We start from the raw sequence: 15,889 nt of genomic DNA, 5'->3' as shown, positions 1-15,889 counted from the left end.
ATAAAATTCTGATTTTTACAGCCGATACCTCTACCGAAAATTTGAGAAACATTTTTCAGATAATTCCAATCAAAAAAGAGGACATCCTATCAGATGTCCTCTTTTCTACAAGCCTTTTATTGTTTTTTCAATTCAATTGCTAAATAGTGTGATTGCTCTTTCGCTTGAATGTGAGTATCTTCTTCTACAGATTCTGCTGCATCACGCATAACAAACGTTTCACCATTTATTACACTGCTTCCTTCAATTTGAACAAGATACAATTGACGGCCTTCTCGCACAGGAAAATGAATTTCTTTTCCGGCATCTAACGATAAAGAATATAAATTTGCATCTTGGTGAATTTGAATTGGTGCCTCTCCTTCTACTGGAGATACCATATGGAACCATTCGTTTTCACGCTCGCTCCAATCAAATTTAAACTCACCATAGTTTGGTTTATGATCCGCACGATCTGGTAAAATCCAAATTTGTAATAAACGTAGTGTTTCATTTCCTAAATTATGCTCGCTATGAAATACACCTGTGCCAGCACTCATATATTGAACATGTCCTCGCTCAATTGTTCCGCGGTTCCCCATGCTATCCTCATGTGTTAAAGCACCATCTACAACGTACGAAATGATTTCCATATCACGATGCGGATGCATATCAAAACCAGTTTGTGCCGCTACTAGATCATCATTAATAACACGTAACGCTCCGAAGTTCATGTTATTTGGATTATAGTAATTGGCAAAAGAAAAATGAAAATGTGTATTTAACCAACCATGATTTGCTCTGCCCATATTTTTATGATCAACTTTTCTAAACATATCCTTCACCTCATACTATATCGAATTCGAGATTTATTTTAAAATTTTTTCTCACTGTAATTTTTTTAGTAATTGTAATAATTGATGTTGTTCTTCTACATTTAATTTTTGAAACTGCTCCGCTTGGAATGTTTCTTGAGGCGGGACGATTTCTTCATATAAAACTTTTCCCTTTTCTGTTAACGAAATATATTTTGTAGTACCTTCTTGTTCACGACGAATCCACTCTAGCTGCTCCATTTTATTTAAAAGCTGCGTGATATTTCCCTTCGTAACAAATAGCTTATTTCCAAGCTCTTGCTGCGTTAGACGATTATGCCCTCCAACTTGAGCTAGTACATCAAACTGAGCGGCAGATACATTCCATTCTTTCAAATGCTGATTCGTCTCACGAATACTCTTATTATAAAAGCGTGATAAACGAAACCATAATAGTAATCCGAGTCTATCTTCTGCTTTCATTTCATCACCTCGCTCGTTTCATATCATTAGTTTAGAACTAAACTTTATAAAAGTCAAATACTTATTTTTAATAAGTATAAAGAAAGCACAGCGCTATTTCTCCACTATGCTTTACATTAACTTTCTATTCTTATATTCATCCAATTTCCTCTCCGCGAACTTCCTCGCATCTTTTTCAATCCATCTATCTTCGTACACTTCACTTCCAACATACAATACTTCTCTCTTATGCTGCATCGCATGACGAAACTCATGCAGTAGTGTTTTGAGCACCTGCTCATACTCTTCCCACATACAAACAAAAATTAATTGTCTTTCTTTATGATAAAAACCACCTACTGGGAATAGGAATTCTTCTTCCTCTTCCCCTAATGATAGAAGCACATCGTTTGCATCACACGTATCACAAAAAATAACGGGCGTTTTACATGCTTCAATAAGAGAGAACAAATCCTCTCTCAGCTTTTTGACATCCCAATGAAGCTCCGAATCCAACACATACCAATTCTCTACCTGTTGATATACATTTTGAAACTGGAGTTCCATTTCTCTTTATTCCCCTTTCCAAGCACCCTTTTTCTATATGTATGCCACAATATGGTAAATATTAAACGTATTCTTTCATCCTTGAAAAAATGCCAATAAAAAAAGAACCTATGTCGACATAGATTCCTTTTCCGTAATCACTTTTTTTTCATCACTTTTTTTAATACAAAATAACCAATTGCACAAACAATAGCAGCAAGTGCAAAGTATTTCACATATGGCCCCGCAACTTTATTAATGCTTTCCCACTCTGTTCCTAATTTAAACCCTAAATATACAAACACAATTGACCACGGAATAACAGCTAATGTAGTTAGCGTAATAAACTTAGCATGTGACATTTTCGCAATACCCGCCGGTATCGAAATAGCATGACGCACAACCGGAATAAAACGTGCGGTAAAAATAACGCCAGTTCCGTAACGATTAAACCAATCTTCAGCATAATCAATATGTTTCTTCTGAATTAAAATATATTTTCCATATCGCTCAAGAACAGGTCTTCCTCCGTATCGACCGATCCAATAAATGAATAGTTGTGCAATTACACCACCAATTGTACCAAACGCGACAGCGCCCCAAAATGTAATGCTTCCTGTTGATACTAAATAACCTGCATAAGACAATACGATTTCACTTGGAATAACCTCTAGCATTAATCCAAGCATAATTCCCCAATAACCAAGTCCTTCTAAAAAAACTAAAACCGAATGAATCAACTCTCCTAACATCATTTACCTCTCTTTACTGTTTTCATTACAAAAATAAAAGTACAAGCAGGAAATATCTTGTACTTTATTTTTTAAAATTTAGTTAGTCTTCGTATCCCACTTAAAGATTTTATTTAAGAATTTATATACATTCTTCGACTCCTTTGTCAGAAGTGGGCCTAAAATGGATAGTATAAGCACGTATAGTGCTGAGAAGGGTTTCAGTACTGACATTAAACCACCGGCGATACCGATATTAGCCATAATGATGGAGAACTCTCCTCGTGAAACGATTGTTAATCCGATATTTGTTGATGCTTTATGAGATAACCCTGCTTGTCTTCCTGCAATCATTCCTGCTACAAAGTTGCCGATTATTGTAAGAAGGACAGCACCTAACGTTAACCATATCGCTCCTCCTAATGAGAACGGATCAATACTTAACCCGAAGCTGAAGAAGAAAATAGCTCCGAAAAAGTCTCTAAATGGAACAACAAGATGTTCAATTCGATCACTATGCTCTGTCTCAGAGAAAACTAATCCTAGAAGAAGTGCCCCAATCGCTTCTGCAACGTGAATTGTTTCTGAAAAACCAGCAATGAAGAATAACGAAGCAAATACTACAATAATAAAGATTTCATCTGAGCTAATATTGAGCAATTTATTTAATAACGGCGTAGCCTTTCTAGCTACTATAAAGAATAGAAGCATATATCCTAAAGCAATTCCAATTGAAGTAAGGGCGCCTAAGAAGGAAGCGTGATCCCCTAGTACTAAACCAGAAACAACTGATAAATATACAGCAAGGAATATATCTTCAAACATAATAATTCCTAAAATTAATTCGGTTTCATTATTACCAGTTCTTCTTAAGTCCACTAACACTTTAGCAACGATAGCGCTAGAAGAAATCGTAATAATACCCGCAATAATTAAGATTTCTAGTAATGGGAATCCCATTATAAATCCGTATAACAAACCAAGTGAAAAGTTAATTAAAATATAAATCGTTCCGCCAATCGCAATAGAGCGTCCAGATTTAATTAGTTTTTTCATTGAAAATTCTAATCCTAGATAGAATAGAAGGAATAGAACCCCAATCCGTCCAAGGAAGGAAATTACACTTGCACTTTCAATAAATTTGAGATCGATAACACCTATTGTCGGTGCATGCGGTCCTACTAACATTCCGAGAACAATTAGAAAAGGAATTACTGAGAATTTAAATTTTCCAGCAATTACCGCTGCAATTGCCACTAAAACTAAAGCTGTACCAACTTCAAAAATTAACGTATCCATCTAGTCAGTCCCCCCTATTTGAAAGTAATTCATTAATGATTTTTTTAATTTCTTCTCTCTCACCTGAAACTACAAGCATATCTCCTTCTTCAATTACTGTTTCTGGCCCTGGATTAAATAGCTTCTTCATGTTCTTCTTCATAACTGCGATTATCGTTACGCTATATGTTTTTCTTATTTCAAGATCGCCAATTGTTTTTCCGATTGCTGGAGCTGTATTCTCCACTTTGAACCACTCAATCGCTAAACCTTCAAAAACCATCTCAACATTTTCTAACGCCCTAGGCTTATATACCATTCCACCTAATATTGCTGCGATTTGCCTTGCCTCTGAGTCACGTAGTGAAATACTTGAGATGCTTTCTTCATGGTCTGAATCAAAATGATACATTTCTCTACGCCCATCATCATGAATGACAATTACCATCTTTTCGTTACCTTTCGTAACGATTTGAAACTTATAACCAATACCCGGAAGTTCACTTTCTCTAATATTCATTTTTAGCTCCTCCATAACTTATTTATTTTAATTTTCTGTTTTTCTGTCTTTTATTCATCCAATCAACTTTAGAAATTCTAACCACTCAGGATATTTGTGATTTGGAAATCTTTTATTGTAATAATAAGTTGCCCCTAAAAAGATACTTAAAGATGTAATGATAAAAAACATATTACTTCTCATTTTCAAACTCTCAAGGCTTACTTTCAATAAAGAATCTTCTTTCAAATTATCCCCACTTTCTCGCTTTAAATTTAGTTTTTTAAAATGTAAATAATTCTAAAAATATTACGATGTAACATAATCATAACACAAAATCGATTTAAGTAACATAATTTTTTAGAAAAATTGATTCTCGTATATTTTTTGCATATAATTTTCTTATTACGAAAAAAAGGAAGTGTATTATATGGTTGATATCTTTAGCAGATTCCTTGAGGTAACGAATAATATTTTATGGTCATATATTCTTATTGCAATGCTAATCGGCTTCGGTCTTTACTTCTCTTTTAAATTAAAATTTGTCCAAATTACTCATTTCAGTGAGATGGTCAGCTTAATTAGTAAAGGGTTTAATCGAAAAGAAAAAAAGAAAGATAGCATCTCTCCATTCCAAGCATTTTGCTTAAGTGCAGCAGCACGTATCGGTATCGGGAACTTAGCCGGTGTAGCACTAGCAATTTCAATGGGTGGACCTGGCGCAATATTTTGGATGTGGTTTATCGCAATTATCGGAGCAGCTACTAGTTTCGTAGAATGTACGCTCGCTCAAATTTATAAAGTAAAAGATGGTAGCAGGTTCCGTGGTGGGCCGGCATATTACATGGAAAAAGGATTAAACAAACGCTGGATGGGTGTTTGGTTCTCACTTCTTATTACAGTTGCGTACGGATTAATTTTCAATTCAGTACAAGCGAATACAGTAACAATAGCGTTTGAAAATGCTTTTGGACTAGAGCGAACAATCGTAGGAGCTCTATTAGCCTTATTAGTTGCAGTCATTATTTTTGGTGGTATTAAGAGCATTTCACGTATTACAGAAATGATTGTTCCGCCAATGGCAATCGTTTATATCGGCGTGGCTATTTTTGTCGTTATTAACAACTTCAATATGTTACCAAGCATTTTCATGGAAATCTTTAACGGTGCATTCGGTTTAGACCAAGCCATCGCTGGTGGTATTGGAGCAGCAATCAAGTTCGGAATTCAGCGCGGTTTATTCGCGACAGAAGCAGGTATGGGTAGCTCTCCTAACGCAGCAGCAACATCAGATGTATCTCACCCTGTAAAACAAGGACTTGTTCAAGCATTAGGTGTTTTCGTAGATACATTCTTAGTATGTACATCAACAGCATTTATCGTATTATGTTCTGGACTTTACAAAGGATCAAATTTAGAAGGTATTGAATTAACACAAAACGCTTTAAGTTCACAAATCGGACCGTGGGCAAGCACTTTCTTAGCGATTATTATTTTCCTATTCGCTTTCAGTTCTCTACTAGGAAACTACTATTATGGTGAAACAAATATTGCATTCATTAAAGAAAGCAAAACATGGTTAATGATTTATCGTGTTGCAGTTGTCGGAATGGTATTCTTCGGATCAATCGCTGCTCTTAAAACAGTTTGGAGTTTAGCTGATTTATTCATGGGACTAATGGTATTCACAAACTTAATTGCCATCTCATTCCTTAGCAAATTTGCTTACGCTGCATTAGTAGACTATTTGAAGCAAAAGAAACAAGGAAAAGATCCAGTTTTCGTTGCAAGCTCTATCCCTGGTTTACAGAATACAGAGTGCTGGGATGGACAGGATGTAGAAGAAAAACAGAAGGCTGTGTAATGATTAAAAGCGGATTCGGCTCGTTCAGAATCGCAGGACACTTCAAGCTCTCGACCTTGAAGCGCTTTTTGCTTCGAGCGAGAGAGCGAAATGACCGGAGATTCTAGCCGCTGGAGCTGGATATTAATTAAAAGCGGAGGTGACTTGCTCAGAACAGGAGGGCATTGGAGCTCCTGACGAAGAGGCGTTCTTTGCCTCACAGGAAGGCGCGAAATGACCGACTGGTCTAGTCACCGGAGCTGGATATCATTAAAAGCACAAGCGGCTCATTTAGAACAAGAGCTATATATCAAACAAAATCCCTATTACCTCACCGTAATAGGGATTTTTATTTACAACAGTTCATAATTTGTTCAAATTAATTTCAGCAAAAGGGTTGTTTTATATCAATTACTAGATTATAATAATTATAAATTAGTAATTGATATAACATAACAACTCAAAAGGAGATTGATCATAATGAACAAACAAGTAATCGAGGTATTAAACAAACAAGTAGCAGACTGGAGCGTTTTATTCACAAAACTTCACAACTTCCATTGGTACGTAAAAGGGCCTCAATTCTTCACATTACACGAGAAATTCGAAGAACTTTACACAGAATCAGCTACTCACATCGATGAAATTGCAGAACGCATTTTAGCAATTGGCGGCAAACCAGTAGCAACAATGAAAGAATACTTAGAACTATCTTCTATTCAAGAAGCAGCATACGGAGAAACTGCAGAAGGGATGGTCGAAGCAATTATGAAAGACTACGAAATGATGCTAGTCGAACTGAAAAAAGGCATGGAAATCGCTCAAGACTCTGACGACGAAATGACATCTGACCTACTACTAGGCATCTACACAGAACTAGAAAAACACGCTTGGATGCTACGCGCGTTCTTGAATCAATAATAGACTTTAAAGCGGAAGCGGCTCGCTCAGAGTCGCAGGACATTGGAGCTCTCGACCTTGAAGCGCTTTTTGCTTCGAGCGAGAGAGCGAAATGACCGGAGATTCTAGCCGCTGGAGCTGGATATCATTAAAAGCAGAAGCGGCTCGCTCAGAGTCGCTTTTTTCTGTAATGGTTGCACTTAACGGTACACGAAATTATATCAACGATTTTTCAAATATATCGATCATTCCCCTTAATATATCAACGATTTTTTCATTATATCGATCATTACCCTCAATATATCAACGATTCGACAAGGGATATCAATTTACCGACAAATCACGACAGTATTAACACACAATTCGCCCCCACTTTTATCACTATATTACAATCCTTTTTATGTTAAAATATAGGAAACACCCTTTAGTATCATAGATCCAAAAGGCTTTTCCAAATTCATCATTTACTACTTAAATGACGGGAGTGGTTCAGTTGAAAGACTACTTAATTAGAGCGTTTTTTGCGTTAATAACAGTTGGGATTCTCTTACTTATAGCTAATATTTTCAATATACGTGTCGAGGTTAAGGACTATGCTTTCCTCGTTGTCGTAGCAATTGGTGGCGGCTGGGGTGGCTGGTACCTGTATAAAAAACAAAGCAATCAAAATGATAAAGGCATTCCAAAGTAATATGGAATGCCTCTTTTATTGCCTTCTGTAATAAATAATGAAATTCAGACCACTAATACAACCAATCGCAATAAACATACAAAACGATTGTGGATCTCCACCTAGATTATACTCATCAACGATAAATCCGGACATAAACAACGTTATCGCGGAAACACCGATACACAATACCGAGATAAACCAAAGCGAAAATTCATTAATCAACTCTTTCTTCTGTCTCAAAACAATTAGCATAACAAGAATAGATGCTGCTAAAATACTTTTAAAAACCGGACGTAAATATACGAACTCCTCCATCTATTTCTCCTTTCCCCAAAACATTACATCTAAACATTAACATATTTAACCAAATTAAAAACACATGCCATCTTAAATTAAAACGACATGTGTTTCCGTATTTGCTATGATAGTTGCTTCCACTTCGTTCCCAAAACAGGACGCTCATAATTTTGGATTGCATGAATTAGTTTATCTGCCGTCTCAGCTGAAACGATCAATTCTTTATTTGATGGATTCATAAATCCTTCTTCAGCTGAACGTTCAACCATTTGCAAAATTGGTCCGTAAAAACCTTTTATGTTTAATAAACCAACTGGCTTATTATGTATACCAATTTGTGACCAACATACAACTTCAAATAGTTCTTCAAACGTTCCGTATCCGCCTGGAAGCGCAATAAAAGCATCCGCAAGCTCTGCCATTTTCGCTTTACGTTCATGCATTGTCTCTACTTCAATTAATTCTGTTAATCCTGTATGTACAATTTCTCCTCGAAATAGACCGCGCGGCATAACCCCTGTTACACGTCCACCTAAACGAAGAACTTCGTTTGCTACTTCTCCCATTAATCCGACACATGAACCACCGTATACGAGCTCATAGTCGTTCTCAACAAACATTTTACCTAACTGAATTGCCTGCTCTTTGAATTCTGGTCTCTCCCCTAAATTAGAACCTGCAAACACACAAATCTTTCTCATCCCTACACCCCGATACTGTATATTGTTATGTTACAATGAACATTGTACAACATATTGAGGAGGTGAGGAAGAAATGGATATCGTTGCATTTCAAAGATGGGTTGAGGAATTTTACGAAAAACGAAGCTGGTCACAGTATAATGCCTTTATTCGCTTAAATTTCTTAACCGAGGAAGTTGGGGAAGTTTCACGAGTCGTTCGTGCTATTGAAATCGGCCGCGATCGCCCTGATGAAGATGCGAAAACAGAAGAAGAGCTAAAACAAGAACTAAAAGAAGAACTTGGCGATGTACTATCTAACCTTATTATTCTTTCGCAAAAATATGATTTAGACTTACAAGACATTATGGACGCACACGTCACAAAGCTTTCAAAAAGGTTCGAAGTATCTAAATGAGAACATTATCAATTATGGTATAATATTCTTGTCACAATATTAAGGGGGATTTTATGTTATCAAAAAAATTACACGACGCATTAAATGAACAAATGAACTTTGAATTTTACTCTGCCCATGCTTATATGGCAATGGCTGCTTACTGTACAGCCGAGAGCTATGATGGATTCGCTAACTTTTTCCTTGTACAAGCTGAAGAAGAACGTTTCCACGCGATGAAGCTTTACAACTATATTAATGACCGTGGTGAGCGTGCTATTATTACTGGATTTGATAATCCAAATAACGAATATGAATCTGTATTGAACGCTTTTGAAGTGGCACTTGAGCACGAGCGTGAAGTAACGAAGCGTATTTATAACTTATCTGATATCGCTTGGGATGAGCGTGAACACGCAACAATTACATTTTTAAAATGGTTCGTCGATGAGCAAGTAGAAGAAGAAGCTTCATTTGATAGCATCATCCAAAAACTAAAACGTATTACAAGTGATTCAAACGCACTATTTATGCTAGATGCTGAATTAGAGAAACGTACATTTACACCTCCAGCTGAGTAATATTTCAATCACCTTAATACATGTATTAAGGTGATTTTTTATTTGCTCTCTATCTTAAAATCACCTTAAATTTCCTCATATTTGACATAGCGCCAGCTATAAAATGGTATTATTTTCAATATAAAAACAATATACGAGGAGAGAAAAAATGAATCAACGTGTAGAAGCTGTCGATGCAATTCGTGGTTTCGCTTTGTTTGGCATTTTACTAGTCAATATGACATTAATTCAATTTGGGTTCTTCACCAGTGAAAAACCCACTTATCTATTCGGCAATCTTGATAAAGGCGCTAATTGGTTTATTCAATTTTTCGGCACACACAATTTTATATCCCTATTTTCTTTTCTATTTGGGCTTAGCATTATTTTGTTACAAAAAAGTATTATCGCAAAAGGAAAAAAATTCTTCCCTACATACATAAGACGTATTATCATTCTTTTACTACTTGGCTACATTCACGGCACTTTTGTTTGGGAGGGAGATATTTTATTTGCATACGGAGTTATCGGGATTTTCTTAATGATGTTCATCAATCGAAAACCGAAAACTTTGCTCATTTGGGCGATTATTCTACTCGCACTTATTACACTTATGTCCTATCAAACTGATCCATCTACAAATATAAATGATTTCGCACCTTATACTGAAAAAGAACATAAAGTCCATCAAACCGGAGGCTATATGGATCACGTCAACTTTAGATTGACTGAAAATCCTTTTGATTACATGGGAATTGACGGTGCATTCGGATTATTTTTCATATCAGTTTTCGCAATAATTTTTATGTCTCCACTGTTCCTACTCGGAATGTATGTAGGGAAAAAAGGCTGGCTATTTGAGGTCAATAAACATATACCTGCTGTCAAAAAAATATGGTTTGCCACCGGTCTCTTCTCTTTTACAATTAAAATCTTAGCTATGTTCGTAAAGCATCCGATTTTAATTATGTTACAAGATGGCCTTACACCAGTAACTATGACCTTCTTTTACGGAAGTACGATTATTTTATTATTCCATTACAAAAAAGCATCTCGTCTACTAACATACATGGCGAACATGGGAAAAATGTCCGTTAGTAATTACTTAGCACAATCTATTATTGCAACAACTATTTTTTACGCATATGGATTTGGCCTATACGGTAAAATCGGTTATTTCTTCGGTATTCTTTTAACCATCGGAATTTATACGATTCAATTATTCGTTAGCACCTATTGGCTCCAGAAATACCGGATGGGTCCAGTGGAATATGTGTGGAGACTGGGAACTTATTTAGAGAAACCACGTTTTAAAAGAGATTTGGATAAAGCAAGTTAAACAAAAAAGCAATGAGCTTACGCTCATTGCTTTTCTTAATTTATTAAAGCATAACCCCAACGATAATCGCTGATAATATACTTACTAACGTTGCACCGTATACAAGTTTTAAACCGAATGATGATACAACGTTTGCTTGTTTGCCATCGATACTCTTCGTTGCACCTGCGATAATTCCGATAGATGAGAAGTTCGCAAATGATACAAGGAAGATAGATAAAATACCTACTGTACGAGCTGATAAATCGCCAGCTACTTTTCCAAGGTCAAGCATTGCAACGAATTCGTTCGTCACTAATTTTGTTGCCATAATTTGTCCTGCTTGTAGCATCTCTGATGTTGGAATACCCATTACGAATGCTAATGGTGAGAAAATGTATCCTAAAATGCTTTGGAATGTGATTCCGAAAATTGAATCGAATACACCGTTAATTGCTGTAATTAATGCTACGAAACCGATTAACATCGCCGCTACTGTTACAGCGATAGAGAAACCAAGCATAATATATTCGCCTAACATTTCAAAGAATGTTTGTTTCTTGTCTTCTTGTAATTCTAAAATATCGTCTTCTTCTTTTACTTCATATGGATTAATGATATGAACGATAATGAATCCACTGAATAAGTTTAATACAAGTGCTGTTACTACATATTTTGGATCAATCATTTTCATATAAGAACCGACGATTGACATCGATACTGTAGACATTGAAGATGCACAAAGTGTGTATAAACGATTTTTCGGTAATTTGCTTAGTTGATCTTTTACTGTAATGAATACTTCCCCTTGACCAACGATTGCAGCCGCTACCGCATTATATGATTCTAGTTTTCCTAAACCGTTAACTTTACTTAATAGGAAACCGACTGCACGAATGATAATCGGTAAAACTTTAATATGTTGCAGGATCCCGATTAATACTGCTAAGAAAATAATCGGTAATAATACTGTTAAGAAGAATGGTGCTTGTCCATCGTTTGCTAGACCACCAAATACGAAGTTAACCCCAGCTTCCGCAAATTTTAAAATAGAACCAAATCCATCTGCGATCCCTTTTACTAATACAAATCCGACCTTTGTATTTAGTAAGAAATACGCAAGTACCAATTGAATGACAAGCATAAGTGCAATTGGTTTATATTTAATTTTCTTACGATCTGAACTGATAAGGAAACCTAGTACAAACACTACAAGTAAACCGACTAGAAACATTACTATTTTCATATGTGAATCCCCCACTTCTCCCACGAGTTATTGGTCGTATAACGTATAACGAATGACGTCTGACCATTGTTGTTAAAAAAATTTAAAACCCCTAAAAACTATTCAACTGTCATCTAAAATCAGTAAGCGTTTACATAAATTGCAATTTATAAAAGGTAGCTTCTTCTCTCCTACCATACTTGAAAGTCTGAAATTGATACCACCTACAAATCAAATTGTAAGCGTTATCTAGGTGAAATGCAATATAAATTTTAAAAGATTTTTATATGTTAATATATTCCTAATTAATTGGTTTTTTCATGCAAATTTACCATAAAAAAATAGCCCTAGCTATGAGCTAGAGCCATCCTTTTTTTACCCCGCTTTAACGGGCAGTAAGACCCCCATCTCAACATTCAGCGAAAACAAAGAAGTTAGATGGGTGATTAACTGCCCATAAAAGCCCGATTGGTGAGGGCTGATAATCAGCGGGGGATAAAGCTCCCCCCACTAATTAAAGTTTCACTTTATAACATAACACCAACGATAATCGCTGATAAAATACTTACTAATGTCGCACCGTACACAAGGCGTAGGCCGAATGATGATACAACATTTGATTGATTTTCATCGATACCTTTCGTTGCACCTGCGATAATTCCGATAGATGAGAAGTTCGCAAATGATACAAGGAATACAGAAAGAATACCAACTGTACGAGCCGATAAATCACCAGCTACTTTTCCAAGATCAAGCATCGCAACAAACTCGTTTGATACTAATTTTGTTGCCATAATTTGTCCCGCTGTTACCATTTCTGCTTGCGGGATGCCCATTACGAATGCTAATGGTGAGAAAATATATCCTAAAATAGCTTGGAATGTAATACCGAACATTGAATCAAACAAGCTATTGATTGCTGTAATTAATGCTACGAAACCAAGTAACATTGCCGCTACTGTGATCGCGATTGTGAAACCAAGCATAATATATTCGCTTAGCATTTCAAAGAATGATTGTTTCTTCTTATTTTCTAATTTCAGTGTATCTTCTTCTTCTGTAATATCGTACGGGTTAATAATATGAATGATAATGAAACCACTAAATAAATTTAATACAAGTGCTGTTACTACATATTTTGGTTCAATCATTTTCATATAAGAACCAACAATTGACATCGATACTGTCGACATAGAAGATGCACATAATGTATATAAACGATGTTTTGGGATTTTACTTAATTGATCTTTTACTGTAATAAATACTTCTGCTTGTCCAACAATGGCAGCTGCTACTGCGTTATATGATTCTAGTTTTCCTAGACCATTTACTTTACTTAACAACGTACCAATAGCACGAATAAATATTGGTAAAATTTTAAAGTGTTGCAGAATTCCGATTAAAACCGCAAAGAATACGATTGGTAATAGCGCTGTTAAGAAGAATGAAACCTCTCCTTTATTAACAAGACCACCAAATACGAAAACGATTCCAGCTTCCGCATATCCAAGAAGTGCGCCAAATCCATCTGAAATTCCTTTTACTAAAATATAACCAACTTGCGTATTTAATAAGAAATAAGATAATACTAGCTGAATAATAAGCATAATTGTGATTGGTTTATACTTAATCTTCTTTCGATCGGCACTTATAAGAAAACCGAGTACAAATACAACGAGTAATCCTACAAGGAACATAACAAACTTCATTAATAAAATCCTCCATTTAACTCTTCATTAACGTTGAACGTCTGACCATTCGAAACAAGAAATAATCCGAACTTTCCATTTCTCCTCCAAAACCTTCAATCGGATAGGAAAGATCATAAAACCTCTTATTTCAAAGGCATTTTCCATTCTAACATAAATCATAATTCATATCCGCATTTTTCTTAAAAAAAATACGTTTTATTATGAAACATTCATGAATGTTCGTCTTTTTCATTATAAAGCGAAACTTTAATGAACGGGAGTTTCACTTCACACAAATAGCTGAACCAACAAAAAATGAGCATCAAGTTTCACTTGATGCTCACCTCATTATACTGCTTTTTCTTTATCAGCTACCTCTGGCTTATCCCAACACTCTGTATTGTTCAAACCTGGAATAGACTCCGCATAAAAGACTGGATCTTTCCCTTGTTTCTTTTGCTTAATATAATCTGATAACGCTGCGAAAGCGTACTTAGAAAGGAATACAATTGCTACTAAGTTAATAACAGCCATAATTCCCATAAATAAATCTGCTAAATCCCAAACGATTTGAATTGTCGCCACGGACCCTAGCATAACCATACCAAGTACAGCAATGCGGTATGCATTTAATAGCACTTTACTTCCATTTAAGAACTCAATATTCGTTTCACCATAGTAGTAGTTACCTACTAATGAACTGAATGCAAACAAGAAGATTGCAACTGCTACAAATATAGAAGCCCATGGACCGATATGTTGACTTAACGCCTGCTGCGTTAATTGAATTCCATTTAAATCAGCTGCATTATGCACATCTGATAAAAGAATAATAAATGCTGTACAACTACAAATTAATAATGTATCTGTAAATACCCCTAAAGTTTGAATGAAACCTTGTTTAACTGGGTGCGTTACGTTTGCAGTCGCTGCTGCGTTCGGCGCACTACCCATACCTGCTTCATTTGAGAATAATCCACGTTTTACCCCTAATAAAATCGCAGCTCCTAATCCTCCACCTACTACTTCTTTAATTCCGAAAGCATGTAAGAAAATTTCTTTAAATACATATGGAATTGCCGTAATGTTTGTTACAACAACGAATAATGCCACTGCTACATAAATAATTGCCATTACTGGAACAATCATTTCAACCGCGCGAGCAATTCGTTTTACTCCGCCGAAAATAATAACTGCAAGTAAACCAGCCATAACAAGACCTACTAATCTACTATCTGTTTTGAACGCCCCATCAAAGGCAGCCGCTACAGTATTAGACTGTACAGCGTTAAAAATCAATCCGAAACTTACTGTTATTAGAACAGAGAACACAACACCTAACCAGCGTTTCTTTAAACCCTTTTCCATATAATACGCTGGGCCCCCACGGAATGCATTCCCATCTTTTACTTTATAAATTTGCGCTAATGTGCTCTCTACAAATGCAGAAGCACCCCCAATTACCGCGATTAACCACATCCAAAATACTGCTCCTGGACCACCTGCTGAGATTGCAATAGCTACACCAGCTAAGTTACCAGTACCTACACGAGAAGCTGTACTCATACAAAACGCTTGAAATGATGATACGCCGCTCTTCTCTTTTTGCGCTTTTCTCGTTTTCGAGCTTGCTCCATCCCCAAGCAAACGAATCATTTCACCGAAGTAACGAACTTGGACAAATTTCACACGAAATGAAAAATAGAGCCCTAACCCAATTAACATCGCAATAATGACATATGACCAAAGGATATTATTTACATCCCCAATTACCCTAGCTAAAAAATCCATATTTGCATTGCCCCCTCTTCCTAACAATAAGAAAATTATATTCTAAAAACTTTAAGTAATCAAGAACTTTATGTAAGGTTTTATAACATGAATATGTTAACAAAATTAACATACGTGTTTTTTTACATAAAAATATAGCCATTACATACATTTATCCAATACTCAATCACTTATCCTCTCCGACCAGTCATACTTTTAATACAG

At 35.8% G+C, this 15,889-nt stretch carries 17 protein-coding genes; 6 read left to right on the top strand and 11 right to left on the bottom strand.

Going from position 1 to position 15,889, the window contains the following annotated elements; all coding sequences use genetic code 11:
- Positions 1-116: 116 nt before the first annotated feature.
- From ACLBXA_RS11060 to ACLBXA_RS11035, 6 genes are all read right to left on the bottom strand, one after another.
- Positions 117-815 carry a pirin family protein gene (locus ACLBXA_RS11060; protein ID WP_000488932.1) on the bottom strand — a complete coding sequence of 233 codons (699 nt, stop codon included), beginning with the start codon at positions 813-815 and terminating at the stop codon, positions 117-119.
- Between the two features lie 51 nt (positions 816-866).
- On the bottom strand, positions 867-1,277 hold the full coding sequence (locus ACLBXA_RS11055) for a MarR family winged helix-turn-helix transcriptional regulator (protein ID WP_447617214.1): 411 nt from the start codon (positions 1,275-1,277) through the stop codon (positions 867-869).
- A gap of 111 nt (positions 1,278-1,388) precedes the next feature.
- Entirely contained in the window at positions 1,389-1,823 is a 435-nt protein-coding gene (locus tag ACLBXA_RS11050; protein ID WP_000422792.1) for a DUF3920 family protein, read from the bottom strand.
- A 137-nt stretch (positions 1,824-1,960) separates the two neighbouring features.
- A complete protein-coding gene (locus tag ACLBXA_RS11045) occupies positions 1,961-2,554 on the bottom strand; it encodes a DedA family protein (protein ID WP_000900216.1) in 594 nt (197 codons plus the stop codon).
- Positions 2,555-2,632: 78 nt separating this feature from the next.
- Positions 2,633-3,832, bottom strand: coding sequence for a cation:proton antiporter (locus ACLBXA_RS11040; protein ID WP_000380223.1), 1,200 nt, complete (start codon positions 3,830-3,832; stop codon positions 2,633-2,635).
- A 4-nt stretch (positions 3,833-3,836) separates the two neighbouring features.
- Complete coding sequence (locus ACLBXA_RS11035) at positions 3,837-4,331, bottom strand: cation:proton antiporter regulatory subunit (RefSeq protein WP_001026075.1); 495 nt, start codon at positions 4,329-4,331, stop codon at positions 3,837-3,839.
- A gap of 409 nt (positions 4,332-4,740) precedes the next feature.
- Here ACLBXA_RS11035 and ACLBXA_RS11030 point away from each other — a divergent pair, with 409 nt between their 5' ends.
- From ACLBXA_RS11030 to ACLBXA_RS11020, 3 genes are all read left to right on the top strand, one after another.
- Positions 4,741-6,174 (top strand): alanine/glycine:cation symporter family protein, encoded by a 1,434-nt coding sequence (locus tag ACLBXA_RS11030; protein WP_000227587.1) that lies wholly within the window; start codon positions 4,741-4,743, stop codon positions 6,172-6,174.
- A gap of 459 nt (positions 6,175-6,633) precedes the next feature.
- A complete protein-coding gene (locus ACLBXA_RS11025; protein WP_001041895.1) occupies positions 6,634-7,074 on the top strand; it encodes a Dps family protein in 441 nt (146 codons plus the stop codon).
- Between the two features lie 472 nt (positions 7,075-7,546).
- Positions 7,547-7,744: a hypothetical protein gene (locus ACLBXA_RS11020; protein WP_000656312.1), complete on the top strand. Its 198-nt coding sequence runs from the start codon at positions 7,547-7,549 to the stop codon at positions 7,742-7,744.
- 15 nt (positions 7,745-7,759) lie between these two features.
- Here ACLBXA_RS11020 and ACLBXA_RS11015 read toward each other — a convergent pair whose 3' ends face one another.
- Together ACLBXA_RS11015 and ACLBXA_RS11010 are read right to left on the bottom strand one after the other, a co-directional pair.
- Positions 7,760-8,041 carry a hypothetical protein gene (locus ACLBXA_RS11015; protein ID WP_000390910.1) on the bottom strand — a complete coding sequence of 94 codons (282 nt, stop codon included), beginning with the start codon at positions 8,039-8,041 and terminating at the stop codon, positions 7,760-7,762.
- Positions 8,042-8,145: 104 nt separating this feature from the next.
- Entirely contained in the window at positions 8,146-8,724 is a 579-nt protein-coding gene (locus ACLBXA_RS11010) for an LOG family protein (protein ID WP_001225753.1), read from the bottom strand.
- A gap of 73 nt (positions 8,725-8,797) precedes the next feature.
- Between ACLBXA_RS11010 and ACLBXA_RS11005 the strand changes: the two genes are divergently transcribed.
- The 3 genes from ACLBXA_RS11005 to ACLBXA_RS10995 all read left to right on the top strand — a co-directional run bounded on the left by ACLBXA_RS11005 (position 8,798) and on the right by ACLBXA_RS10995 (position 10,999).
- Positions 8,798-9,121, top strand: coding sequence for a MazG nucleotide pyrophosphohydrolase domain-containing protein (locus ACLBXA_RS11005; protein ID WP_000355749.1), 324 nt, complete (start codon positions 8,798-8,800; stop codon positions 9,119-9,121).
- Positions 9,122-9,174: 53 nt separating this feature from the next.
- A complete protein-coding gene (locus ACLBXA_RS11000; RefSeq protein ID WP_000949403.1) occupies positions 9,175-9,681 on the top strand; it encodes a ferritin in 507 nt (168 codons plus the stop codon).
- A 148-nt stretch (positions 9,682-9,829) separates the two neighbouring features.
- A complete protein-coding gene (locus ACLBXA_RS10995; protein WP_001076363.1) occupies positions 9,830-10,999 on the top strand; it encodes a DUF418 domain-containing protein in 1,170 nt (389 codons plus the stop codon).
- 43 nt (positions 11,000-11,042) lie between these two features.
- Here the strand turns inward: ACLBXA_RS10995 and ACLBXA_RS10990 are convergent, their stop codons facing one another.
- The 3 genes from ACLBXA_RS10990 to ACLBXA_RS10980 form a co-directional block, all read right to left on the bottom strand.
- Positions 11,043-12,224, bottom strand: a complete 1,182-nt coding sequence (locus ACLBXA_RS10990; RefSeq protein ID WP_000706853.1) for a NupC/NupG family nucleoside CNT transporter — start codon at positions 12,222-12,224, stop codon at positions 11,043-11,045.
- 506 nt (positions 12,225-12,730) lie between these two features.
- Entirely contained in the window at positions 12,731-13,912 is a 1,182-nt protein-coding gene (locus ACLBXA_RS10985; RefSeq protein ID WP_447617213.1) for a NupC/NupG family nucleoside CNT transporter, read from the bottom strand.
- A gap of 330 nt (positions 13,913-14,242) precedes the next feature.
- Positions 14,243-15,685, bottom strand: a complete 1,443-nt coding sequence (locus tag ACLBXA_RS10980; RefSeq protein WP_000346410.1) for an alanine/glycine:cation symporter family protein — start codon at positions 15,683-15,685, stop codon at positions 14,243-14,245.
- Positions 15,686-15,889: the final 204 nt, after the last annotated feature.

This window comes from Bacillus sp. D48C (assembly GCF_053345735.1).
Note: the sequence above shows the minus strand (reverse complement) of the source record. Positions and strands in the feature narration are given on the sequence as shown.